This window comes from Streptomyces sp. NPDC091972 (genome assembly GCF_044756385.1).
Taxonomy (GTDB): Bacteria; Actinomycetota; Actinomycetes; order Streptomycetales; family Streptomycetaceae; genus Streptomyces.
Genome location: NZ_JBIVSV010000011.1, coordinates 56,757 through 78,516 on the forward strand (window position 1 = coordinate 56,757; position 21,760 = coordinate 78,516).

The 21,760-nt window shown below is 71.9% G+C and carries 25 protein-coding genes; 13 read left to right on the plus strand and 12 right to left on the minus strand.

Features of this window, described 5'->3' with window-relative positions; genetic code table 11:
• Positions 1-17: 17 nt before the first annotated feature.
• Positions 18-1,598, minus strand: coding sequence for a methylmalonyl-CoA mutase (locus ACIQJT_RS29050; protein ID WP_402648455.1), 1,581 nt, complete (start codon positions 1,596-1,598; stop codon positions 18-20).
• 122 nt (positions 1,599-1,720) lie between these two features.
• Between ACIQJT_RS29050 and ACIQJT_RS29055 the strand changes: the two genes are divergently transcribed.
• Positions 1,721-2,542, plus strand: coding sequence for a L,D-transpeptidase family protein (locus ACIQJT_RS29055; RefSeq protein ID WP_365455705.1), 822 nt, complete (start codon positions 1,721-1,723; stop codon positions 2,540-2,542).
• 240 nt (positions 2,543-2,782) lie between these two features.
• On the opposite strand, the gene ACIQJT_RS29060 is transcribed toward ACIQJT_RS29055, so the two are convergent.
• The 4 genes from ACIQJT_RS29060 to ACIQJT_RS29075 form a co-directional block, all read right to left on the minus strand.
• Entirely contained in the window at positions 2,783-3,871 is a 1,089-nt protein-coding gene (locus tag ACIQJT_RS29060; protein ID WP_365455708.1) for a hypothetical protein, read from the minus strand.
• The gene (locus ACIQJT_RS29065) at positions 3,871-4,533 is read right to left on the minus strand and encodes an RNA polymerase sigma factor (RefSeq protein ID WP_365455711.1); all 663 of its coding nucleotides are present in this window, start codon (positions 4,531-4,533) and stop codon (positions 3,871-3,873) included. The genes ACIQJT_RS29060 and ACIQJT_RS29065 overlap by 1 nt, the downstream gene beginning before the upstream one ends.
• A gap of 322 nt (positions 4,534-4,855) precedes the next feature.
• Positions 4,856-5,680 carry a hypothetical protein gene (locus tag ACIQJT_RS29070; protein WP_402648460.1) on the minus strand — a complete coding sequence of 275 codons (825 nt, stop codon included), beginning with the start codon at positions 5,678-5,680 and terminating at the stop codon, positions 4,856-4,858.
• Entirely contained in the window at positions 5,677-6,294 is a 618-nt protein-coding gene (locus ACIQJT_RS29075) for an RNA polymerase sigma factor (RefSeq protein ID WP_402648463.1), read from the minus strand. Before ACIQJT_RS29075 ends, ACIQJT_RS29070 begins: the two co-directional genes overlap by 4 nt.
• Positions 6,295-6,585: 291 nt before the next feature.
• On the opposite strand from ACIQJT_RS29075, the gene ACIQJT_RS29080 reads away from it, so the two are divergent.
• Complete coding sequence (locus ACIQJT_RS29080) at positions 6,586-8,844, plus strand: peptidoglycan recognition protein (RefSeq protein ID WP_402648466.1); 2,259 nt, start codon at positions 6,586-6,588, stop codon at positions 8,842-8,844.
• A 75-nt stretch (positions 8,845-8,919) separates the two neighbouring features.
• Here ACIQJT_RS29080 and ACIQJT_RS29085 read toward each other — a convergent pair whose 3' ends face one another.
• Positions 8,920-9,360 (minus strand): hypothetical protein, encoded by a 441-nt coding sequence (locus tag ACIQJT_RS29085; protein ID WP_402648469.1) that lies wholly within the window; start codon positions 9,358-9,360, stop codon positions 8,920-8,922.
• 176 nt (positions 9,361-9,536) lie between these two features.
• Here ACIQJT_RS29085 and ACIQJT_RS29090 point away from each other — a divergent pair, with 176 nt between their 5' ends.
• Positions 9,537-9,998, plus strand: a complete 462-nt coding sequence (locus ACIQJT_RS29090; RefSeq protein ID WP_402648472.1) for a DUF1877 domain-containing protein — start codon at positions 9,537-9,539, stop codon at positions 9,996-9,998.
• A 33-nt stretch (positions 9,999-10,031) separates the two neighbouring features.
• Here the strand turns inward: ACIQJT_RS29090 and ACIQJT_RS29095 are convergent, their stop codons facing one another.
• The 4 genes from ACIQJT_RS29095 to ACIQJT_RS29110 all read right to left on the minus strand — a co-directional run bounded on the left by ACIQJT_RS29095 (position 10,032) and on the right by ACIQJT_RS29110 (position 13,801).
• A complete protein-coding gene (locus tag ACIQJT_RS29095) occupies positions 10,032-10,607 on the minus strand; it encodes a hypothetical protein (RefSeq protein WP_402648475.1) in 576 nt (191 codons plus the stop codon).
• Between the two features lie 76 nt (positions 10,608-10,683).
• A complete protein-coding gene (locus ACIQJT_RS29100; protein WP_402648478.1) occupies positions 10,684-11,187 on the minus strand; it encodes a hypothetical protein in 504 nt (167 codons plus the stop codon).
• 86 nt (positions 11,188-11,273) lie between these two features.
• The gene (locus tag ACIQJT_RS29105; protein ID WP_402648481.1) at positions 11,274-12,038 is read right to left on the minus strand and encodes a DUF4328 domain-containing protein; all 765 of its coding nucleotides are present in this window, start codon (positions 12,036-12,038) and stop codon (positions 11,274-11,276) included.
• A gap of 122 nt (positions 12,039-12,160) precedes the next feature.
• The gene (locus ACIQJT_RS29110; RefSeq protein WP_402648484.1) at positions 12,161-13,801 is read right to left on the minus strand and encodes a family 20 glycosylhydrolase; all 1,641 of its coding nucleotides are present in this window, start codon (positions 13,799-13,801) and stop codon (positions 12,161-12,163) included.
• A 155-nt stretch (positions 13,802-13,956) separates the two neighbouring features.
• Between ACIQJT_RS29110 and ACIQJT_RS29115 the strand changes: the two genes are divergently transcribed.
• The 6 genes from ACIQJT_RS29115 (at position 13,957) to ACIQJT_RS29140 (ending at position 18,499) form a co-directional block, all read left to right on the plus strand.
• The gene (locus ACIQJT_RS29115) at positions 13,957-14,469 is read left to right on the plus strand and encodes a 2-oxo-4-hydroxy-4-carboxy-5-ureidoimidazoline decarboxylase (RefSeq protein ID WP_402648487.1); all 513 of its coding nucleotides are present in this window, start codon (positions 13,957-13,959) and stop codon (positions 14,467-14,469) included.
• Between the two features lie 252 nt (positions 14,470-14,721).
• Positions 14,722-15,102, plus strand: coding sequence for a succinate dehydrogenase, cytochrome b556 subunit (sdhC, locus tag ACIQJT_RS29120; protein ID WP_007384241.1), 381 nt, complete (start codon positions 14,722-14,724; stop codon positions 15,100-15,102).
• 5 nt (positions 15,103-15,107) lie between these two features.
• Positions 15,108-15,590: a succinate dehydrogenase hydrophobic membrane anchor subunit gene (locus tag ACIQJT_RS29125; RefSeq protein ID WP_037718879.1), complete on the plus strand. Its 483-nt coding sequence runs from the start codon at positions 15,108-15,110 to the stop codon at positions 15,588-15,590.
• Positions 15,591-15,609: 19 nt separating this feature from the next.
• Complete coding sequence (gene sdhA / locus ACIQJT_RS29130) at positions 15,610-17,364, plus strand: succinate dehydrogenase flavoprotein subunit (protein WP_365455744.1); 1,755 nt, start codon at positions 15,610-15,612, stop codon at positions 17,362-17,364.
• On the plus strand, positions 17,364-18,143 hold the full coding sequence (locus ACIQJT_RS29135) for a succinate dehydrogenase iron-sulfur subunit (protein ID WP_365455747.1): 780 nt from the start codon (positions 17,364-17,366) through the stop codon (positions 18,141-18,143). Before sdhA ends, ACIQJT_RS29135 begins: the two co-directional genes overlap by 1 nt.
• Positions 18,144-18,256: 113 nt before the next feature.
• A complete protein-coding gene (locus ACIQJT_RS29140) occupies positions 18,257-18,499 on the plus strand; it encodes a hypothetical protein (RefSeq protein ID WP_365455750.1) in 243 nt (80 codons plus the stop codon).
• 62 nt (positions 18,500-18,561) lie between these two features.
• On the opposite strand, the gene ACIQJT_RS29145 is transcribed toward ACIQJT_RS29140, so the two are convergent.
• Together ACIQJT_RS29145 and ACIQJT_RS29150 are read right to left on the minus strand one after the other, a co-directional pair.
• Positions 18,562-19,017: a DUF2752 domain-containing protein gene (locus ACIQJT_RS29145; protein ID WP_402648491.1), complete on the minus strand. Its 456-nt coding sequence runs from the start codon at positions 19,015-19,017 to the stop codon at positions 18,562-18,564.
• Positions 18,989-19,444 (minus strand): TM2 domain-containing protein, encoded by a 456-nt coding sequence (locus tag ACIQJT_RS29150; RefSeq protein ID WP_365455756.1) that lies wholly within the window; start codon positions 19,442-19,444, stop codon positions 18,989-18,991. Before ACIQJT_RS29150 ends, ACIQJT_RS29145 begins: the two co-directional genes overlap by 29 nt.
• Positions 19,445-19,571: 127 nt before the next feature.
• Between ACIQJT_RS29150 and ACIQJT_RS29155 the strand changes: the two genes are divergently transcribed.
• From ACIQJT_RS29155 to ACIQJT_RS29170, 4 genes are all read left to right on the plus strand, one after another.
• Positions 19,572-19,982: a VOC family protein gene (locus ACIQJT_RS29155; RefSeq protein WP_402648494.1), complete on the plus strand. Its 411-nt coding sequence runs from the start codon at positions 19,572-19,574 to the stop codon at positions 19,980-19,982.
• 117 nt (positions 19,983-20,099) lie between these two features.
• On the plus strand, positions 20,100-20,495 hold the full coding sequence (locus ACIQJT_RS29160; protein ID WP_365455762.1) for a hypothetical protein: 396 nt from the start codon (positions 20,100-20,102) through the stop codon (positions 20,493-20,495).
• Positions 20,492-21,010 carry a thiol-disulfide oxidoreductase DCC family protein gene (locus tag ACIQJT_RS29165; protein ID WP_402648496.1) on the plus strand — a complete coding sequence of 173 codons (519 nt, stop codon included), beginning with the start codon at positions 20,492-20,494 and terminating at the stop codon, positions 21,008-21,010. The genes ACIQJT_RS29160 and ACIQJT_RS29165 overlap by 4 nt, the downstream gene beginning before the upstream one ends.
• Positions 21,011-21,021: 11 nt before the next feature.
• Positions 21,022-21,759: a TetR family transcriptional regulator gene (locus ACIQJT_RS29170; RefSeq protein WP_053848082.1), complete on the plus strand. Its 738-nt coding sequence runs from the start codon at positions 21,022-21,024 to the stop codon at positions 21,757-21,759.
• Position 21,760: the final 1 nt, after the last annotated feature.

Here is a 21,760-nt window from a genome sequence, read left to right on the forward strand (position 1 = left end):
GCGGACGAGTGTCGCACTCAGAACGCGTCCGAGGGAACGTAGGTCCCCCACACCTCGCGCAGGGCGTCGCACACCTCGCCCAGCGTCGCCCGGGCCCGCAGCGCGTCCTTCATCGGGTACAGGACGTTGTCCGCGCCCTCGGCCGCCTTCCTCAGGGCGTCGAGGGCCGTGTCCACCGCCGCCCGGTCCCGCTCGGCGCGGAGCCTCGCGAGGCGTTCGGCCTGCCGGGCCTCGATGGCGGGGTCGACGCGCAGCGGCTCGTACGGCTCCTCCTCGTCGAGCCGGAAACGGTTGACGCCCACCACGACCCGTTCGCCGGTGTCGGTCTCCCGGGCGATGCGGTAGGCGTTGCGCTCGATCTCGTTCTTCTGGAAGCCGTGCTCGATCGCGGCGACCGCGCCACCGAGGTCCTCCACCTTGCGCATCAGGTCCAGCGCGGCCGCCTCGACGTCGTCGGTCATGCTCTCGACCGCGTACGAGCCGGCGAAGGGGTCGACCGTCGCCGTCACGTCGGTCTCGTGGGCCAGCACCTGCTGGGTGCGCAGCGCCAGCCGGGCCGACTTGTCGGTGGGCAGTGCGATGGCCTCGTCGAAGGAGTTGGTGTGCAGCGACTGGGTGCCGCCGAGGACCGCGGCCAGGCCCTGGACGGCGACCCGGACCAGGTTGAGCTCCGGCTGCTGGGCCGTGAGCTGCACGCCGGCCGTCTGCGTGTGGAAGCGCAGCATCAGCGACCTGGGGTTCTTCGCGCCGAACTCCTCCCGCATCACCTTCGCCCAGATCCGCCTGGCCGCACGGAACTTGGCGACCTCCTCCAGGATCGTCGTACGGGCGACGAAGAAGAACGACAGGCGCGGGGCGAACTCGTCGACGTCCATGCCGGCCGCGACCGCGGTGCGGACGTACTCGATGCCGTCGGCGAGGGTGAAGGCGATCTCCTGCGCGGGCGAGGCACCCGCCTCGGCCATGTGGTAGCCGGAGATCGAGATCGTGTTCCACCGGGGCGTCTCGGCGCCGCAGTACCTGAAGATGTCCGCGGTCAGCCGCAGCGAGGGCTTGGGCGGGAAGATGTAGGTGCCGCGCGCGATGTACTCCTTGAGCACGTCGTTCTGGATCGTGCCGGTCAGCCGGTCGGCGCTGACCCCCTGCTCCTCGGCGACCAGTTGGTACAGCAGGAGCAGCAGCGCGGCCGGGGCGTTGATCGTCATCGACGTGGACACCTGGTCCAGCGGGATCCCGTCGAACAGCACCCGCATGTCGTCGATCGAGTCGATCGCCACACCGACCTTGCCGACCTCGCCGTGGGCGATCGGGGCGTCGGAGTCGTGGCCCATCTGGGTGGGCAGGTCGAAGGCGACGGACAGGCCCGTGGTGCCGTGCGCGATGAGCTGCCGGTAGCGGGCGTTGGACTCCGTCGCCGTGCCGAAGCCGGCGTACTGGCGCATCGTCCAGGGGCGGCCCGTGTACATCGACGGGTACACGCCCCGCGTGTAGGGGTACCCGCCCGGCACGCCGAGCTTCTCCTCGGGGGTCCAGCCCCGAAGGGCCTGCGGGCCGTAGACGGGTTCGATGGGCAGTCCGGACTCCGACTCACGCGTCATGCCCACCACCGTATTGCGGTCGCGGGCGAAGCGCCGCCGGGTCGTTCGCGACCGGCCGTCCGGGGGGAGACATGTCAGGGACGCCGGTGAGACGACAGGGGGTCCGGATGCGTAGTACGGGCATGGGGAGATCGTCCGCGGCGCTGCTGGTGCTGGCACTGGCCTGCGGCTGCACGGTGCAGACCGCCGACGGTGACGGCAAGCGGGGCCTGCCGGTGCGGATCGAGGTCCCGGAGCGCAGCACACCGCCGGCGGACGACGACCCGAAGCCGATCGCGACACCGTCCGCGCCGTCCGCGCCGTCCGCCGCGCCCGCCGTGCTGTGGTCGCGCGGCGACTCCGGGCGGGACGTACGGGAGTTGCAGGCGCGGCTGCGCCAGGTCGCCTGGCTGTTCGACGGGCCGACGGGGTCGTACGACGACCTCACCGAGCGGGCGGTGAAGGGGTTCCAGGGCAAGCGCGGGCTGCCGCGGACCGGGAGGACCGACACGGTCACCTGGAAGCGGCTGAAGGCCATGACGCGCGAGCCGGGCAAGTGGGAGCTGTACCTGATGGGCGGCCAGCCGGCCGACGCGCCGGACGCGCGCTGTCTGACCGGGCGGGTGCTGTGCATCAGCAAGTCGAGCCGGACCCTGCGCTGGATGGTCGACGGACGGACGGTCATGACCGTGCCGGTCCGCTTCGGCTCGGTGGGCACACCGACCCGAGAGGGCGTGTTCAGCGTCTACTGGAAGTCACGGCACCATGTGTCGACGCTCTACGACTCCCCGATGCCCTACGCCATGTTCTTCAGCGGCGGCCAGGCGGTGCACTACTCGGCCGACTTCGCGGCCCACGGATACGCGGGCGGGTCCCACGGCTGTGTCAACGTGCGCGACGAGGCGGCGATCGCGGACCTGTTCGCCCAGGTGCGGAACGGCGACAAGGTCGTCGTGCACTGGTGAGTTCCAGGAGCTCGACGCGTTCCGCGAGGAGGAGTGAGGGGCGCGGACGGGACCGGGGGAACGTGTCCCGCCCGCGCCAGGTGCACGAGCCGTAGGTACGGGGGGAACCCCGGCTCTGTGCGACGGCCGATGACCAGTCGGCTCACTCAGTACTGCGCTACGGCGGCCGAAAACGTCACACCCACCGCGACCGACATCGCGGTGGGCGAGAAAAACGCAGGTCAGCGCGGTGGGAAGCGGTCACAGCGCGCTGTACGAGGGGCTCGGCCCCGGGTCCGGTGACATCGTTGCCCCGGGTGGGGCGATCGGGGCGCCCGAGGCGGTGCCGCCGTCGGGGCCGTGGTGGTTCTTGCGGGGGGACGTGAACTGGTTGCCGTTCCCGCCGTTCCCCCCGTTCCCGCCGCCCCGGCCGTGGCCCGCACCGTGGCCGTTCTTGTCGTGGCCCCCGTGGTCGCCCTTGCCGTCGCCCTTGCCCTCGCCCTTGCCGTCGCTCTTCGCGTCGCCCTTGTGGCCGTCGGGGGCGGACTGGGCGTCGCCGCCCTGCGAGCCGGCGCCGGACAGCACCCCCTGGCAGTACTTCCAGACCTGCGGGGCACCGCCCGCCGCACCCTCCAGGGAGCGCTTGCGGGACGGGTCGAGCTTCTTGCCGGCGCGCACGTCCCGGCAGGCCGAGGCGGCTCCGTTCCAGTCGCCGCGGGGCCGGACTCCCAGCCCCTCGGAGCCCTTGCCGGGCGTCGCGCCGGTGCCGCCCCGTGCGGTGTCCCGGGAGCCGGACCCGCCGGAGGAGGTGCCGTCCGGTGAGGGCGCGACCTCGGGGGCCGAAGCCGGCGGGGAGCCGAGCGGACGGTCCGGGGTGGCGGCGGCCGACACCGTCGCCGCGGGTTCCGGTTCGCCGTTCCCGAAGTGCGGCAGGACTCCGATTCCGGCCGCGGCGGCCACTCCGCCCGCCATGCCGACGGCCAGCACGGCCGCCAGTCCGAGGTGCGCGGGACGCCGCCTGCGGGGACGGCGGGCCCCCGCCTGGGGGCCGCCGATCCGTACCAGACCGGCGTCGGCGGAACCCGTCCCGCTCCGGTGCCGGCCCCGGTCGGACGGGCTCACCGAGTCCTCCGCGCGATCCGCGCGCACCTTGCGGAACGCGGCGAGGGCGGCCTCCTCACCAGGGAGTCCGCCGCTGGTCGGCGCGGGTTCGACGGTCAGTGCGTCCAGCGTCTTCGCGAGCCGTTCGGCCCGGTCGCGGTCGGCCTCGTCGACAGCTTCCAGTGACTCGCCGCGCAGCAACCGCTCCGCTGTCTCGAGGTCCAGCCACTCGTAGCTCTCGTCGGCCATCACATGTCCTTCTGCGTCCGCGGACGCGTATGCGTCACACTCGCGGACGTCACCGCACGGTCCTGCGGTTCTCGCTGCGGGGGCAGGGCATCGAGCGCGCCGGCCGATTCCGGATCCTCGCCGAGGAGCTCCGCGAGCCGTTTCAGACCCCGGTGCGCGGCCGTGCGTACCGCGCCGGGACGCTTGCCCAGGGTCTCGGCGGCGGTCTTGGCGTCCAGGCCGACCACGACGCGCAGCACCACGGCCTCGGCCTGGTCCTGGGGCAGCCGGGCGATCAGGGAGAAGGTGGTGCCGGTGGCCAGCGCCTCGATGGCCTCGCCCGCGGTGTCCGACGGGGCGGGCTTCCCGGTCAGCTCGGTCTCGTCGCCCCCGATGGCGGGACGGCGGCCGCGCATCCGGATGTGGTCGAGGGCCCGGTTGCGGGCTATCCGGGCGGCCCAGCCGCGGAAACGGTCCGCGTCGCCGTCGAAGCGGTCCAGGTCGCGGGCTATCTGGAGCCAGGCCTCGGAGGCCACGTCCTCGGCGTCCGGATCACCGACCAGTGTGCGGACGTATCCGAACAGCCGCGGGTGCACCGCGCGGTACACAGTCCGGAACGCGGTCTCGTCCCCGTCCTGTGCCGCAAGCACCGCGGCAGTCAACTCCGCGTCGTCCCCCAGCACCCGTGAATCCTCAATACGTGGTCGCGATCGATGGTCGCCGCTTCGAGCCGTCGAGGGGTTGTGGTGATCTTCGAGAGTCGCGTTGATCATTCAACTTCCGCGCCCGGCGCGAAAGGCACGTTACGACCTGAAACCGCTGCTCGTCCATGTCCGTACAAAATGCAACTAGCTCGTGATCCGGAGCCGGTCCGGCGGGGTGTGACAGAAACCGCACTCATGACGCTGAAGGAAGTACGGGCCGCCGCGCGGCCCGTGCCGCGCGACGGCCGGGGCCTCTCCTGTGGGGGGTGGCGGCCCCGGCCGTTGCCTCGGCCGCGCCGGGTCACTTCTTCCTGGACTTGTTCTCGTCCGCGTTCGACCGGCCGCTCGTCCGGTCCTGCTGCTTCCCCGGCTGCGCTCCGCCCGCGTCCCCGGCGCTGCCCCCGCTGTTCGCGTTGCCCCGGCCGCCGGCGTTCCCCGTGTCCTTCGCGTCGGCGGCCGCCGTCAGCGCGGCGCAGTAGGCGCTCACGTCCGCCTCGCCGCCGGCCGCCGTCACGAGCCGCCGGAACGCCGTGGCGTCCAGGGCTTCGCCCCGGCCGTGGAGCTTCTCGTAGGCGCGGCAGTGCGTCAGGGTGTCCTTCGCGGCGGGCGGTCGCTCGGCAGGGGCGGACGCGGACGGCCGCACACCGCTGTGCGACCCGGCCGACGTGCCCGCCGAGACGCTCGGGCGCACGTCCTTGCCCTCCGCCGCGCCCTGGTCCGCACCGCTCCCCGCCGAGCCGATCGCCGCGTACGCGACCCCGCCGAGGGTCAGGCTCCCGAGCAGGACACCGACCGTCGCCCTCAGCGAACGCGCACGGCGCCGCGAGCGGGGCCGCCAGTCGTCCCGCCGGCGCGTCCGCGCCCGGAGCGCCCCGGCGTCCCGCGCCGCCCGGAACGCGGCCACGGCCCGCCGCTCCGCCTCGTCCTCGGACTTCTCCCCGCGCAGGGCCGCCGCGAGCAGCGCTTCCAGGGGGCTGCCGGCGTACGGGGACTCGTGGCCGTGCGGCTGCCGGCGCCCGCGGACGGTCTCCGCCGGGCGCGCGTGCCGGCGGCCGGGTGCGTCGCCGCTCCGCTCGTCACCCATGCCGTGTCCGTCCCTGTCCGCCGTGGCGTCCTCACCTGTCATGTCGACTCCCCCAGCGTCCGGGGGCCGTCATCCGTCACACTCTCGACGCCCAGTTGCAGCGCCAGCCGCTTCAGTCCCCGGTACGCCGCGGTGCGCACGGCGCCGGGGCGCTTGCCCAGGACGCGGGCGGCCGCGGGACCGTCCAGTCCGACCACCACCCGCAGCAGCACCGCCTCGGCCTGGTCGCGCGGCAGCCCCCGGACCAGTTCCAGGGCGTACTCGGTGGAGAGGGACTCCAGCGCCTGGTCGTGGGTGCTGTGCGGGCCGGGCAGGTCCAGCATGTCCTGCTCCAGCGCCGCCGACCGGGGCCGCACCTTCTGCCGGCGCAGATGGTCCAGGGCCCGGTGCCGGGCGATGGTCGCGGTCCAGCCGCGGAACCCGGCCCCGTCCCCCTTGAACCGGCCCAGGTCCCGGGCGATCTCCAGCCAGGCGTCCGACGCCACGTCCTCCGCGTCCTCCCCGACCAGTCCGCGCAGGTACCCGAGCAGTCCGGGCTGCACCAACCGGTAGGCGACCGCGAAAGCTGCCTCGTCGCCCTCCTGGGCCCGCGCGACGGCCGTGCCCAGTTCCCCGTCGTACGCCTGCACGCGGCGGGGTTCCCCTCCCTGGCCCAAGAACTTTCCCGTCCGTACCGGTTCGTGGCGATTCCGCACCCTCCGGCGCGGTCGCCCTTGCCCATGTCCCCCACGGTCAACAGCGCCGGACCTGACAGAAGTGTCACAGCGGTTCGCACCTCACCGGCCGCCCCCGACCTCGAACACCTGTGACACCTGGGGCTCCTCGTGCGCTGTCCAAGTGCCACCTGTGAGACAGGTGGTGTTTCTGTGACCGGATTCAAGGTCTGTGACCAATTCAGGGGTGGGGTAGTGAGTCGTCGTAAAAGCCGTGCGTACAGACCGCTGAGCATGAAGCGGCGGGCGTGGCTGACGCTCGGTGCGGTGGTTCTGGGAGGCGGCGGCATCGCGACCTACGCCGTCGCCAGCCCGTCGACCGATGCCGCGGGAGACCTTCAGCCCAAGCGGCCGGTCAAGGTCTACGACCTGGCGCTGAAGGGCACCGCGACCGGCAGGCGTGAGCTGCCGCGCACCGAGACCAGGCAGTTCTCCCTGCTCGGCGTCTCGTGGACGGGGCTCACCAAGCCGCTGGAGGGCAGGGCGCAGGTCCGCACCCGCAGCAGCGAGACCGGCGAGTGGACGGCGTGGCAGGACCTGGAGACGCACATCGACCCGCCGGAGGACCCCGACGAGCGGAGCGGAGCGCGGGGCGCGTCCGAGCCGCTGTGGGTCGGCCCCTCGGACGGCGTGCAGGTGCAGGTCGTCCACGAGGACGGCAGCACGAGTGCCGGACTGCCCAAGGGACTTGAGGTCAACCTCGTCGACCCGGGCATCGCGACCGCGGCGGAGCAGCGCAGTGCGGGCGGCGACGCAGACCCGGCGGCGTTCGCCGAGGACGTGACGCCGACCCCGACCCCGACCGAGAGCGACAGCACGAGCCCCACTCCGACCCCGACCCCGACCCCGACCCCGACCCCGACCCCGACCCCGACCGGCACGGTCACGGCGTCCCCCTCGGCCACCGCCACCACCTCACCGACGCCGACGCCCACGCCGACCCCGACCGCCACCATCCCCACCGCGCCCCCGTCGACGGTCCCCGAGCCGCCGATCGTCTCCCGCGCGGGCTGGGGTGCCGACGAGTCGCTCAGCCCCGACCCCTCGGAGTACAACGCCGATGTGAAGGCCGTGTTCGTCCACCACACGGACGGCACCAACGACTACTCGTGCGCCGACTCGGCCGCGATCGTCCGGGGCGTCTACGCGTACCACACACAGACCAACGGCTGGAACGACATCGGCTACAACTTCCTGGTCGACAAGTGCGGCACGATCTTCGAGGGCCGCAAGGGCGGGGTCGACCTGCCGGTCCTCGGCGCGCACACCTACGGCTGGAACCGTGAGTCCGCCGGCATCGCGATCCTCGGCAACTACACCGACGCGGGCGCCTCGAACGCCGCCCTCGCCTCGGTCGCCCGCATCGCGGCCTGGAAGCTCGGCCAGTACGGCGTCGACCCCGACTCCACGGTCCAGTTGAAGGCGGGCGCGACCCAGAAGAACCTCGTCGGCACGAGCTTCACCGCGGGCAGCCTCTACACCTTCAACCGGGTCTCCGGCCACCGCGACGGCTACGCCACCGAGTGCCCGGGCACCTCCCTCTACGCCCAGCTCCCGACCGTCCGCGCCTGGGCGTCCGGTCCGGTGCAGGGGCTGAAGGTCTCCTCGCTGACCGGCGCGACCCTGTCCGGTTCGACGTACTACACCAAGGGCGCGATCACGGCGAAGTGGTCGGCGACCACGCCGGGTTCGCTGATATCGAAGTTCGAGCTGCTGGTCGACGGCAAGGTCGTCGCCACCACCTCCGGCACGGCAGGCTCGGCGGGCACCACGCTGGCCGCGGGCACTCACAAGGTCGCCGTGCGGGCCGTGCACCAGTCCGGGAAGACGGCGACGACCACCGCGCTGACCGTCGTCACCGACACCACCGCGCCGACCTTCTCCACCACCCCGAAGATCACCCTGCGCGCCGGCACGGTCAACACCACCGCCGTGCCGGTCACCCTCGGCTGGAAGGCCGCCGACAACACGGTCCTCAAGCAGGTGAGCCTGCTCTCCCCGACGACGGCCACCTTCGGCCCGACCACCACCGGCTCCAGCCGCACCGCCAAGTCCGGTACCGCGAGCACCTGGTCGATGAAGGCGTACGACGTCGCGGGCAACACCCGCACCTCGTCGCCGTCCTACACGCCGATGATCCTCCAGGAGACCTCGGCGACGAAGTCCGGCAGCTGGACGAGCCGTTCCTCGACGAGCTACCTCGGCGGGAAGTCGTACTCCAGCGGTTCCAAGGGCGCGAGCCTGACCTGGACGTTCACCGGCCGGTCCGCCGCCTGGGTGGTCTCGCGGGCGTCCACCTCCGGGCAGGCGTACGTGTACGTGGACGGCACCAAGGTCGCGACCGTGGACCTGAAGTCCTCGACCACGAAGTACCGCGACGCGATCTGGACCAAGTCCTGGTCCAGCAGCGCCAAGCACACCGTGAGGATCGTGGTGGTCGGCACCAGCGGCCGCCCGACGATCACGACGGACGGCCTGGTCTACATCAAGTAGCCCGGCGCGGCGCCGCGTTCACCGGCACGGGCGTCCGCTCCCCCGCATCCCGGGGGGCGGGCGCCCGTCCCGCGTTCAGCGCCGCCCGCCACCCGTCGCGTCGCGGCACAGCAGCCGCAGCGAGCCGTCCCCGGCGAAGCAGCGGCGGGCCTCGTCCACCGGGTCCCACAGCCGCCCGTCGGGCGTGCGGACCCAGTGCTCGCCGGCGCTCGTCCACCACTCGGCGCCGGTCTGGCGGACGACGACCTCACCGGCGTAGGCGCCGAGCCCGCGCAGCACGGTCTCCACGGCCGCGAACGGCGCCCCTTCCCGCCGTATCTCCTCGATCAGCCGGTCGACGCGCCACAGGCTCTGCGCCGAGTAGTCGAGCCGCACCCGCGCGCCCTCGCGCAACGCCGACACGGCGTCGGCGGCCCACCGCACGGGTCTGGCCGCGGCGGCGGGGCGGCTGGTCTGGCGGGTGGTCGCATCAGCCGTCGTAGGGGCAGTTGCCTGAACCGTCACATCAGTCGTCACAAGGGAGAGAGCGTTCGGGGACGGTGTTTCGTCACCCGGATCGGGGGTCCTCGGCGGGACCGGTGCAGGACCGACGCACCTTCGCCGCAACCCTCCCGGGACGGTCACAGGACCCTCCCGGCAGCGAGGTTGACGCCGGAGTGACGATTCACCCCCGCCGTGCGCTCCTTCCTCTGATGAGCGACTACTTCCATCTGCGCGCGGTGCCGCCCTCGGCCCTGCGCAACAGCGCGAACTGGATGCAACGGCTGTTCGAGGACGACTGGGACGCCGTACGCGAACGTATCGGACGGCACCGGGAGGAGGTGCTGGACAAGTCCTATCTGGACCACGAACTGCTGTACGCCGGTGCCGAGGTGGTCCTGGGGGGTCTCCCGGTCTACCCGGGCGACCACGACAAGCCCCCGTTCCTGCTGCTGACCGCGGCCCGGGCGAACCGTGTCTCGGCGTACCTGGGGTCGGCCGACTTCGAGGCCCTGTGGCGGGTCGCCCGCGAGGAACTGCTGCCGAGACACGGCGGGCCGGCCGCGGAACGCGAGGCGCGGGGGGTGTTCGCGGCGGCGCACCGCGACCTCACGGCGTTCTACGGGCAGACGGCGCAGTACGGCGACGCCGTGGTCAAGTGGCTCGTCCACTGAGCCACCCGTCCGCCCGGCCGGGGCCGACGGCCCTCATCCGCGCCGTCGGCTCCTGCGGGACACCACCGCGCGCAGCACCCGACGGCCCTCCGTGCAGACCTCGAGAGCCGGCCGCAGACCCGCGGGCCCGTGACCGGCAAGCAGCTCCAGGACGGTGATCTGGCGGCGCAGTTCGGCGGCGACGAGCGGGGACATGCCCTCCGTACGCCCCTCGCGGCGGGCGTCGACGGAGTCGCCGGCGTCCGTCAGGGGGTCGAGCAGCCGGTGGATCTGCAGCGCGGCGACCGAGCAGGCGTCGGCCCACGCGCGTACCCCGGTGGCGGACCGTTCGGCCGGTGCGGCGGCGAGCATCCGGCGGGCCAGCGCGACGGCCTCGTCCTGGCTCGACTCCTCGTCGGCCGCCCCGAACTCCCCGCCCAGCTTCCCGCGCACCTGCTCCAGCCGTTCGCCCCACTCCGCGGCCCCGGCGTCGTCCGCGAGCCCCGCCCACAGCGGCCGCAGGACCTCGTCGTCGCCGCCGAGCAGCGGTACGCACCGATCCAAACAAGCCAACCCGCTGGCGGCCAGGCCGCGTTCGTCGGCCTGGCCGATCAGCTCCACCAGACTCATCCACGCCCCCTTCGCCGAGCGGTGTCCCCTAACGGAACCCGCACTTCCCCTTACTGCGTGCGACGGCCCGGGAGTGTCACAGGGGCACCACGCCGAGCCGGTCGAGCATACGGAAGAAGAGGTTTTCAGCCAACGGGTCGGGTTCCGCGTTCAGTACGTCGAGCAGTGGCTCCTCGGCCACCTCGTGCCCCGCCTCCGCGGCCCAGGCGACGGCCCGCGCGGCCGCGTCCGGGGGTTCGAGGAAGTAGTCCTCCAGGGTCAGCCCGTCCTCGCCGGCCCCGAGATACCCGGCCATGGCGGACCGGGCCAGGCAGGTCGTCCAGGCCCCGCTCCGCGGTCCCGCCGCCTCCAGGACCACCGAGGCGCTGTCCATGACGTATCCGAAGAGCGCGGGCGAACCGGTCTCCTGGGCGAGGGCGTTCATGTTCCCGACGTCGCCCTCGCCGTCGGCGTACTCCCAGACCTGCCATCCCCCGGGCGCCGACTCGCGCAGGACCATGCCCTCGGCGCCGGCCAGCGCGTCCAGCTCGGCGAGCGGCCGCTCCCCGCGGCCCACGACGAAGTAACCCCAGTAGCCCATCCCGGTTCCCCCCGGCTGCTCGGTACGGTTGTGGCCCGAATACACCACATTCGTACGGCAGTTCGCAGCAGGTTGGACCAGATCCGTCACCCGGCGACGGGCACCGCGGGTCCCTTGCGGGCCTTCTCGTCCTGCATCCGGGTCAGCCGCAGCACGAGGACGGCGGCGACCAGGGCGGCGACCAGGTCGACCCCGTCGGCGAACAGCATCTGGACGGCCGTGTCGTGGATCTCCTGACCGGTGTCGGCCTCCTCCGCCGTACTGGCCAGCAACCGCCCGACGACGCTCGTCAGGAGCCACAGCGTCCACCAGACGTTGACCAGGGCGTGCCCCTCGCGCCTGCCCTCAGGGCTGCTCGCGTCCCAGACGTCGAGGACCACCCGGCGCGGATACCAGAAGCCCGCGATCGGCACGACCCATCCCGCGATGACCCAGCCGCGCGCCTTGCTGTGCCCCTCCGGGGCGAACACCTCGGCGTTGACCCGTACCCGCCAGAGCCAGATCACGAAGACGACGGAACAGGCCAGCAGCACGGCGGCCTGCGCGGAGGCGGCCACGGCGGTGAGCGTGTCCGCCAGGTCGGCCCGGTCCGGCACGGAGTCCCCGGAGGCGCCTCCGAGGACGTCACCTGTGACGTCGTAGGTCAGGAAGTCCGCCCCGACGGCGAACGCGTCGACGGCAGCGGTCACGGCGAGCAGCACCGCGGTGGCGCGTCCGAGCCCGACGGGCGAGCGCAGCCGGGCCTTCGGGGCGCCGGCCGGCGGGGCCTGGAACCCGGCCGGGGTGGCGCACCGGGTGCACAGGACGCCGTCCGGTGCCGCTTCGAAGTGATGGCAGCGCGTGCAGAGCATGGCGAGGTCCCCCGAGGTGTGGATGATCAGCGGACCGCGCGGGTTCTCCCCAGAGCCTCACGCGCGGCATGCGGAACATACGGTTCGGCGGCCCGGAACGTCCACAGGGAATCCCCCGCCCGTCAGCCCAGCCTGTCCGCCAGTGCCTTGAACCGCGTCCAGGTCAGGGCGGGCCTGCCCGGATCCCACAGCTTCTGCGCGGTCGCCCGCAGCGGCATCCGGACGCCCGCCGCGATCTGGTCCTGCGTCTGGGCGTTCGGGAAGTCGCACCACACCGCGAAGGACCCGCCGAGGATCCGGTCGTCGTACTTCGCGGGGACGGCCGTCGTGCCGCGCAGGACTCTTGGGGTCCACTCCTCGTAGATCCGCTGTCCCGTCGGGTAGTAGAACTGGTTGGGCTGCCCGAGGACGTAGTAGAGGAACTTGTCGTTGTAGTTGACGACGTCCCGCCCCGCGCTCAGGTACTCCAGCGGCTGCCGGGCGCCGATCTCCTTGCCCGTCCAGTAGGCGACCCGGATGTCGTCGGCGGGCCGGACGGACGTCCCCCGGAAGAAGCCGTCGTTCCAGGCCAGCGGTTTCCTGCCGAGCGCGCGGACGGTCTCGGCGCGGTCGTTGAGCCACCCGGTCGTCAGGTCCTCGACGGTGGCGCCCGAGCCGTACGCCTTGCGGGCGGCGGAGGCGAGCTGGGGGTAGGTCGCGGCCGGATCGGACACCATCAGCGCCCGGTACTCGTCACCGCCGAGATGCCAGTCGACGCCGGGGAACAGCCCCGCGTACTCCTTCAGCAGGTCGTCGACGAGCTTCGCCGAGGCGGGGTTGGAGATGTCCACGGCGCCGCGCGCCACGGTCCCCGCCGCACTGCGCAACTGGAGCTCGGGGTGCGCGGCGAGGACCGCGCCCAGGTGTCCGGGCGAGTCGATCTCCGGCACGACCCGGATGTGCCGCTGCGCCGCCAGCGCGACGATCTTCCTGACCTGCGCCTTCGTCAGGTGTTGGCGCGACACGATCTCCGGGTGCGAGGAGGACTCGATCCGGAAGCCCTGGTCGTCGGAGAAGTGCAGCTGGAGCTGGTTGTACTTCAGGTCGCCCAGTTCCCGGACCCGGTCCTCGATCCAGCCGGCCGTGAAGGGCTTGCGCGCCATGTCCAGGAAGAACCCGCGCACCGGCTTGGCGGGCTCGTCGCGCACCACGCCCTCCGGGGCCGTACCGCCGCCGCGCACCTCCTGCTTGAGCGTGCGGGTGCCGTAGAACACGCCCGCGTCGTCCGGCGCGCTGATGGCGACCCGCCCGCCGCGCACGGTCATGCGGTACGACTCCGGGTCCGCGCCCTCGTCGTCGTTGAGCGTGAGGCGTACGTCCCCGGCGCGCACGTCGTCCTTCTGCCCGGCGTACCGCAGCCCCAGCTCACCGGCGAGCAGCCGGCCCTCGTCGGCGAGGTCGGCGTCGTTCACGACCACGCGCAGGCCGGAGGCGGGACGCCAGCCGGGGCCGCGCGCGGGGGTGTGGGCGCGCACGGCGGGGATGGTGCGGGGGGTGGTGGACAGGGGGTAGGACCGGGTGGGACTGGGGGTCGGGCTCGGGGCCCGGGAGCTCTCCGCCCTGCCGCCCTGGGGTGACTGGGCCCGGGACTGGGCCGATCCGGCCGGCTCACCGTCGCCGCCCGCCCACAGCCCGAGACCCACTCCGGCCACGACGGTGACGGCGACCGCGCCCGCGATCAGCCCCCGTGCCTGCTTCTCCGGTCGCTTCCTGTGCTGGCTCACATCGTCAACCTAGGGCCTCGAGAGGCACGGCCGTGTCCACCACACGTTCCGAAACTCTCCCGTGCGGGTGAAATTCGGGCATCCGTCGGACAGGTCATGTCCACACTCGATAACGTGAGGTCACACCTCTCACAGCTTCCCCTGCCGAAACGCACGTGACGCCCACACATTCTCCCGGCCGACTGGCCATACCGTCCCTGCCCACCGTCCTGGACGCCTTCAACAACGCGCCCGCCGACGAGGCGTGCCCCCTGCTCCTGGACTGTCTGCGCAGTCCGCGCTGGGCGGAGCGGATCGTGGCCCACCGCCCCTACCCGACCGTGGACGCGCTGCTCGCCGCCGCGGACGAGGCGGCGTACGACCTGACCTCGTCGGATCTCTCCGAGGCCCTCGCGTCCGAGACCCTGCCGGCGCTGCCGGACGGCGGTTACTCGGCGGCCCACATGGCCCTGGGCGCGGCCCACGCGGCCTACGAGGCCCGTTTCGGACACGCCTTCGTCATCTGTCTGGACGGTCTGCCCGCCGACGAGGCCCTGGACCACGTCCTGGCGGGCATCCGGTCACGATTGACGAACGATCCCGAGGAGGAACGGGTGGTGGCGGCCGAGGAGCTCCGCCGCACGGCGAGGGGGCGGCTGGCGAGGTTCCTCGGAGGCTCGGGGCTGTAGTCGGTCCGCGGCTGCCGCCGCACGGGCGCGACCGGCCCCCGCGGCCCGTACCCGGCACATAGCCGTCCGGGCCGCCTCATTAGCCGCATAGCTCACCCATCCGCGTGCCACTTTGATCACACAGATAGGCCCGGCGTAAGCGTTCCGACAACACGTCGCTACGATGCTGGGGGCCGGTGGACCGTACCCGGCCGGGCCCGACCGACAGCACAAGCCGGCAGGCCCCGACACCCCGCTCCCGGAGGGACTTCCGTGCCGGCTGGAACGCTGTACCGCGGCCGGGAAGGAATGTGGTCCTGGGTGGCTCATCGAGTCACCGGCGTCCTCATCTTCTTCTTCCTGTTCGTTCACGTGCTGGACACCGCTCTCGTCCGTGTCTCACCCGAGGACTACGACAAGGTCGTGGCCACGTACAAGACCCCGCTCGTCGCGTGCCTGGAGTACGGCCTCGTGGCCGCCATCCTCTTCCACGCGCTCAACGGCCTGCGCGTCATCGCCGTCGACTTCTGGTCGAAGGGCCCGCGCTACCAGAAGCAGATGCTCTGGTCCGTCGTGGGCCTGTGGGTCGTGCTCATGATCGGGGCGATCTACCCCGTCCTCGGCCACGCCGCTCGTGAACTGTTCGGGAGCTGATACCGATGGCGACCACTGAAACCACCGCTTCCGGAATCGGCCCCGTCGAGGGCGACTCCGGCTACGGCGTCGACAACCCGGCGCCCCTGATCGAGGCCCCGCGCAAGCGCACCAAGAAGACCCCCCGCTCGACCCGCGGCAACTTCGAGATGGCCGCGTGGCTGTTCATGCGCCTGTCGGGTGTCGTGCTGGTCGTCCTGGTCATCGGCCACCTGCTGATCCAGCTCGTGCTGGACGGCGGCGTCTCGAAGATCGGCTTCGCCTTCGTGGCCGGCCGCTGGGCGTCCCCGTTCTGGCAGGTCTGGGACCTGATGATGCTGTGGCTCGCGATGCTGCACGGCGCCAACGGCCTGCGCACGATCATCAACGACTACGCGGAGCGCCCGAACACCCGGCTGTGGCTCAAGGGCCTGCTCTACACCGCCACGGTGTTCACCATCCTGCTGGGCACGCTGGTGATCTTCACCTTCGACCCGAACATCCGCTAGGCACGGGGCTGCGAGAATCATGAAGATCCACAAGTACGACACCGTCATCGTCGGCGCCGGCGGCGCGGGCATGCGCGCGGCCATCGAGTCGACGAAGCGCAGCCGCACCGCGGTCCTGACCAAGCTCTACCCCACCCGCTCCCACACGGGCGCCGCGCAGGGCGGCATGGCCGCCGCGCTCGCCAACGTGGAGGAGGACAACTGGGAGTGGCACACCTTCGACACGGTCAAGGGTGGTGACTACCTGGTCGACCAGGACGCCGCGGAGATCCTGGCGAAGGAGGCCATCGACTCGGTCCTCGACCTGGAGAAGATGGGCCTGCCGTTCAACCGCACGCCGAACGGCACGATCGACCAGCGGCGCTTCGGCGGTCACTCCCGCAACCACGGTGAGGCGCCCGTCCGCCGCTCCTGCTACGCGGCCGACCGCACCGGCCACATGATCCTTCAGACGCTGTACCAGAACTGCGTGAAGGAGGGCGTGGAGTTCTTCAACGAGTTCTACGTCCTGGACCAGCTGATCACCGAGGTCGACGGCGTCAAGAAGTCGGCCGGTGTCGTGGCGTACGAGCTGGCGACCGGCGAGATCCACGTCTTCCAGGCGAAGGCCGTGATCTACGCGTCCGGCGGCTGCGGCAAGTTCTTCAAGGTGACGTCCAACGCGCACACCCTGACCGGTGACGGCCAGGCCGCCGTCTACCGTCGCGGGCTGCCGCTGGAGGACATGGAGTTCTTCCAGTTCCACCCGACCGGCATCTGGCGCATGGGCATCCTGCTGACGGAGGGCGCCCGCGGTGAGGGCGGCATCCTGCGCAACAAGGACGGCGAGCGCTTCATGGAGAAGTACGCGCCGGTCATGAAGGACCTCGCGTCCCGTGACGTCGTGTCCCGCTCCATCTACACGGAGATCCGCGAGGGCCGCGGCTGCGGTCCCGAGGGCGACCACGTGTACCTGGACCTCACGCACCTGCCGCCGGAGCAGCTGGACGCCAAGCTCCCGGACATCACCGAGTTCGCCCGCACCTACCTCGGCATCGAGCCCTACACGGACCCGATCCCGATCCAGCCCACCGCGCACTACGCGATGGGCGGCATCCCGACGAACGTCGAGGGTGAGGTCCTGGCGGACAACACCACCGTCGTCCCGGGCCTGTACGCGGCCGGCGAGGTCGCCTGCGTCTCGGTGCACGGGGCCAACCGCCTGGGCACCAACTCGCTGCTCGACATCAACGTGTTCGGCAAGCGGGCCGGTATCGCGGCGGCGGAGTACAGCCAGAAGGCGGACTTCGTGGAGCTGCCGGAGAACCCGGCGGAGTTCGTGGTCTCGCAGGTGGAGCAGCTCCGGGCCTCGACGGGCACGGAGCGCGTGTCGGTGCTGCGGCGCGAGCTGCAGGAGACCATGGACGCGAACGTCATGGTGTTCCGCACCGAGCAGACGATCAAGACGGCGGTCGAGAAGATCGCGGAGCTGCGCGAGCGCTACAAGAACGTGGCGATCCAGGACAAGGGCCGGCGCTTCAACACGGACCTGCTGGAGGCCGTCGAGCTCGGCAACCTGCTGGACCTCGCCGAGGTCATGGCGGTCTCCGCGCTGGCCCGCAAGGAGTCCCGCGGCGGTCACTACCGCGAGGACTACCCGAACCGCGACGACGTCAACTTCATGCGCCACACCATGGCGTACCGCGAGGTGGGCGACGACGGCACCGAGACCGTCCGACTCGACTACAAGCCGGTCGTCCAGACCCGCTACCAGCCGATGGAGCGTAAGTACTGATGGCAACCCCGACCCTGGACAAGGCAGACGCGGCCGGCACGCCCGAGCCCGGTTTCGCCGACTCCCCGTACATCACGGCCACGTTCCGGATCCGCCGCTTCAACCCCGAAGTCTCGGCGGAGGCGACCTGGGAGGACTTCCAGCTCGAGATCGACCCGAAGGAACGTGTCCTCGACGCCCTGCACAAGATCAAGTGGGAGCAGGACGGCTCGCTGACCTTCCGCCGCTCCTGCGCGCACGGCATCTGCGGCTCGGACGCGATGCGGATCAACGGCAAGAACCGTCTGGCGTGCAAGACGCTGATCAAGGACATCAACCCGTCGAAGCCGATCACGGTCGAGCCCATCAAGGGCCTGACGGTCCTGAAGGACCTCGTGGTCGACATGGAGCCGTTCTTCCAGGCGTACCGCGACGTGATGCCCTTCCTGATCACGAAGGACACGAACGAGCCGACCCGGGAACGCCTCCAGTCGGCGGAGGACCGCGAGCGCTTCGACGACACCACGAAGTGCATCCTCTGCGCGGCCTGCACCTCCTCGTGCCCGGTCTTCTGGAACGACGGCCAGTACTTCGGTCCGGCGGCCATCGTCAACGCCCACCGCTTCATCTTCGACTCGCGTGACGAGGCGGGCGAGCAGCGCCTGGAGATCCTCAACGACCGCGACGGCGTGTGGCGCTGCCGCACGACGTTCAACTGCACGGACGCCTGTCCGCGCGGCATCGAGGTCACGAAGGCGATCCAGGAGGTCAAGCGGGCGCTGATCACCCGGCGCTTCTGATCTCCGCTCTCCTGCGGTGAGACGGGCCCCTCCCCCGGTGTGAACCGGGGGGCGGGGCCCTCCCCTTTCCGGCGCGTGGGCGGTCGGAGCGGCGAGCGCCGCCCACAGGCCACATGGACTCGATCCCGGAGTCCGAGTACGAGCGGCAGCGCCGGGCCGGGGCGCTCCGGGGCCACAGTGTCGACGCGAGTCACCCGCCGACCCATCTGCGGCGCCGGCTCCTGCTGGAGGGCCCGCCGGTGCCCGCCTCGGTGACGGCGGACCCCGGCCGGTCGGAGCGGATCGCCGCCGAGCTGGCGGACGTGCGCAGGGCGCTGGCCCGGGAGGTCGTCAGGGACGGCTACGACCACCTGTGACGGCGTCCTGATCCGGGGTCCGTCGCAACCGGCTGGACCGGAGCCTGTCCGGCGGGCCGGGGCTAGACGATGTTGCGGGCCACCGTCCAGGTCACGGCGAGCGTGAGGACGGCCACCTGCGCCCGGGGGCTCAGCGTGAGGCGCCGGCGACGGCCGCGCAGGCCCGCCCACGCCCAGCGGCCCAGCAGGACAAGGGCGTACGGCGAGGCGAGCAGCAGGGCGCGGTTGTCGAGCCATGCCTCCGTGAAGTGGCCGTGCATCAGGTCGTACACCATGCGGGTGCCGCCGCAGGCGGGGCAGAGCAGCCCGGTGAGCATGCGGAACGGGCACTGCGGCAGGACGTGGCCGGGCTCGTGCGGGTCGGTGCCGTAGAGGTACCCGGCACCGGCGGCGCCCGCGGCCAGCACCGCCGCGGGCGCCGTCGCGGGGTGACGGAGCGGGGAGCGCCGCGGGGGCGGCGGAGGCAGCGGGGGTTCGGTCCCCCGTGCCCTAGCTGCGGAGGATCCGGCCGTGTTCATCGGTGTGGTCGTTCCCGGTGAGCAGGAGGATTCCGTCGATCAGCGACCAGATGCCCAGGCCGCCGCAGGTGAAGAGCTGGGCGAGCCCCATCCCCACGTTGCCGAGGTAGAAGCGTCCGACGCCGAAGCCGCCGAGGGTGAGCTGGAGGATGCCCGCGATGACCTTCGACTTGTCGGAGTACGGACGCCCGTACGGGTCGTAGCCGTAGGGGGCGTTGGGGTCTCCGGTGTACGTCCCGGGGGGCGGGTAGTAGCCCGGCGGCGGGAATCCGGGAGGCGGGTAGCCCTGCTGCTGGTAACCCTGCTGGTGCGGGCCCGGGGGCGGGTGCCCCGGCGGCGGGTAGCCCGGCTGCGGTCCCGGCTGCTGGTATCCCGGCGGCGGGCCCTGCTGGGGGTCCTGCTGTTCGTGGCCCTGCTGTTCGCTCAAGGGGACTGCTCCTGGGGACCGAAGCGGGAGGACCCGCGTGAAAAGACGACAATGAGCCCGGTCATCATGCCCGACGGACACCGCGTCGCAGAAGCCCGTTCCGGGACCACGGGCCTAATCTGACGACATGTCAGATGACCTGTCGTACGAACTGCTCGGCTTCGACAACGTGCTGCTGCCCGTCGGGGACCTCGCCGAGGCCGTCCCCTTCTACGAGCGCGCGGGCTTCAGCGTGGGCTTCCGGCTCGACGAGGCCGGGATCGCCCTGCTGAAGGTGGGCGGCGAGACGCCCGGGATCCTGCTCCGGCAGGAGGAGGGACTGGGACACCGGCCGCCGCCGTGGCCCGCCACGCGCGTGTGGCTGGAGGTCCCGGACGCCAGGTCCGCCGCCCGGGAGCTGCGCGCCGCCGGCGTCGAACTGCTCGACGAGCCCTTCTCGGTGGCCACCGGCTGGACGGTCGAGATCGCGGACCCCTGGGGCAACGTCCTCGGCCTCACCGACTACACCAAGCGTCCGGAGCTCGCCCGGCGCACTTGAGGAAAGGCACGCGCACGCGTGACGCAGACCTCTCCGCCAACGAGTTGAACACGTTCAAAAGTAGGTCTAGAGTCTTCCCCGTCAGCGTTTTGAACGCGTTCAAGAAGGGGGAGGCGCATGGACCGCACGGTCGTCGCCTACGTCATCTACCTCGTCGTCAGCATCGCCCTGACGGTCTGGGTGGCCCGCACGCTGAGCAGGAACGGACGGATCTTCCTCGCCGACGTGCTGCGCGGGAACGAGAAGCTCGCCGAGGCCGTCAACCACCTCCTGGTGGTCGGCTTCTACCTCGTGAACCTCGGGTTCGTCGCCCTCTACCTCAGCGGCGACGGCACGATCGAGGACACCCGCGGCATCTTCGAGGCCCTGTCCACCAAGCTGGGCGTGGTGCTGCTGGTGCTCGGCGTGATGCACCTGGCCAACGTGTACGTCCTCAACAAGATCCGCAGGCGCGGCGCCATGGAGCGCGAGCAGGTGCCGCCGGTCGCGCCGCAGGACTGGGTCCGGGCATGACGGCCAACGCCCCCACGGCGGACCGGACGACTCCGGTCCGCCGGCTCACCGTCCTCTACGACGCCGAGTGCTCGCTCTGCGCCTTCCTGCGCGACTGGCTCGTACGGCAGCCGCAGCTGGTGCCGCTGGAACTGGTGCCGGCCGCCTCGGAGGAGGCCCGGCGGCGGTTTCCCGGGCTGGACCACCGGGCCACGCTCGACGAGATCACCGTGGTCGGCGACTCCGGGCAGGTCTACCGCGCCGCGGCCGCCTGGATCGTCACGCTGTGGGCGCTGCGCGAGCACAGGGGACTCGCGCATCGCCTCAGCACCCCGTCGGGCGCCCGGTTCGCCAGGGGGGCCGTGCTCGCCGCGGCGAAGTGGCGCGGGGCCCAGTGGGGCGGCGGGACGCGGCCCGGTGGCGCGGGGTGGGGCGGGCAGGTGTACCGGCGGACGGACGGGTGGTCGTACGACCCCGGTCGCGGCTGGACCCGCACCGCGCCGGGGTGTGACGGCGGCGCCCGCGCCACTGGCTAGGCTCTCTTGTCGTGCCCGCCAAGAACGAAGGCCCCGAAGAGGGCTCCGCGCCGTCCACCAAGTCCGAACAGACTCGCGCGCTGATCCTGGAGACCGCCATGCGGCTGTTCCAGGAGCGGGGGTACGACAAGACCACCATGCGGGCCATCGCCCAGGAGGCCGGCGTCTCCGTCGGCAACGCGTACTACTACTTCGCCGGCAAGGAGCACCTGATCCAGGGCTTCTACGACCGGATCGCCGCCGAGCACCAGGTGGCGGTCCGGGACGTCCTGGCCCGGGAGAGCGACCTGGAGGCACGGCTCGCGGGCGTGCTGAAGGTCTGGCTGGACATCGCGCAGCCCTACCACGAGTTCGCGGTGCAGTTCTTCAAGAACGCCGCCGACCCCGACAGCCCGCTCAGTCCCTTCTCGCCCGAGTCGGAGCACGCGCGCGTGGAGGCGATCGCCGTCCACCGGGAGGTGCTGCGGGGGGCGACCAGGACGAAGGTGCCCGAGGAACTGCGGGACATCCTCCCGGAGTTGATGTGGCTGTCCCAGATGGGGCTCGTCCTGTACTGGATCTTCGACCGCACGGAGGGCCGGGAGCGCAGTTACCGGCTCGCGGAGCGCGGCGCCCGGATCACCGCGAGGGGCGTGTCGCTGGCCCGCTTCCGCGTGCTCAGGCCGCTCGTGCGGGAGGTGCACGAACTGTTCACGGACTTCCTGCCGGGGATGACGAAGGTGATGCCGGCCCCCGGCAGGAAGCCCTAGT

Coding starts and splice junctions, on each gene's coding strand:
- ACIQJT_RS29125 (WP_037718879.1), top strand. CDS start 15,108: ATGGCGACCACTGAAACCACCGCTTCCGGAATCGGCCCCGTCGAGGGC.
- ACIQJT_RS29140 (WP_365455750.1), top strand. CDS start 18,257: ATGGACTCGATCCCGGAGTCCGAGTACGAGCGGCAGCGCCGGGCCGGG.
- ACIQJT_RS29055 (WP_365455705.1), top strand. CDS start 1,721: ATGGGGAGATCGTCCGCGGCGCTGCTGGTGCTGGCACTGGCCTGCGGC.
- ACIQJT_RS29060 (WP_365455708.1), bottom strand. CDS start 3,871: ATGGCCGACGAGAGCTACGAGTGGCTGGACCTCGAGACAGCGGAGCGG.
- ACIQJT_RS29080 (WP_402648466.1), top strand. CDS start 6,586: ATGAAGCGGCGGGCGTGGCTGACGCTCGGTGCGGTGGTTCTGGGAGGC.
- ACIQJT_RS29105 (WP_402648481.1), bottom strand. CDS start 12,038: ATGCTCTGCACGCGCTGCCATCACTTCGAAGCGGCACCGGACGGCGTC.
- ACIQJT_RS29155 (WP_402648494.1), top strand. CDS start 19,572: ATGTCAGATGACCTGTCGTACGAACTGCTCGGCTTCGACAACGTGCTG.
- ACIQJT_RS29095 (WP_402648475.1), bottom strand. CDS start 10,607: ATGAGTCTGGTGGAGCTGATCGGCCAGGCCGACGAACGCGGCCTGGCC.
- ACIQJT_RS29160 (WP_365455762.1), top strand. CDS start 20,100: ATGGACCGCACGGTCGTCGCCTACGTCATCTACCTCGTCGTCAGCATC.
- sdhA (WP_365455744.1), top strand. CDS start 15,610: ATGAAGATCCACAAGTACGACACCGTCATCGTCGGCGCCGGCGGCGCG.
- ACIQJT_RS29135 (WP_365455747.1), top strand. CDS start 17,364: ATGGCAACCCCGACCCTGGACAAGGCAGACGCGGCCGGCACGCCCGAG.
- ACIQJT_RS29145 (WP_402648491.1), bottom strand. CDS start 19,017: ATGAACACGGCCGGATCCTCCGCAGCTAGGGCACGGGGGACCGAACCC.
- ACIQJT_RS29090 (WP_402648472.1), top strand. CDS start 9,537: ATGAGCGACTACTTCCATCTGCGCGCGGTGCCGCCCTCGGCCCTGCGC.
- ACIQJT_RS29050 (WP_402648455.1), bottom strand. CDS start 1,598: ATGACGCGTGAGTCGGAGTCCGGACTGCCCATCGAACCCGTCTACGGC.
- ACIQJT_RS29165 (WP_402648496.1), top strand. CDS start 20,492: ATGACGGCCAACGCCCCCACGGCGGACCGGACGACTCCGGTCCGCCGG.
- ACIQJT_RS29100 (WP_402648478.1), bottom strand. CDS start 11,187: ATGGGCTACTGGGGTTACTTCGTCGTGGGCCGCGGGGAGCGGCCGCTC.
- ACIQJT_RS29070 (WP_402648460.1), bottom strand. CDS start 5,680: ATGACAGGTGAGGACGCCACGGCGGACAGGGACGGACACGGCATGGGT.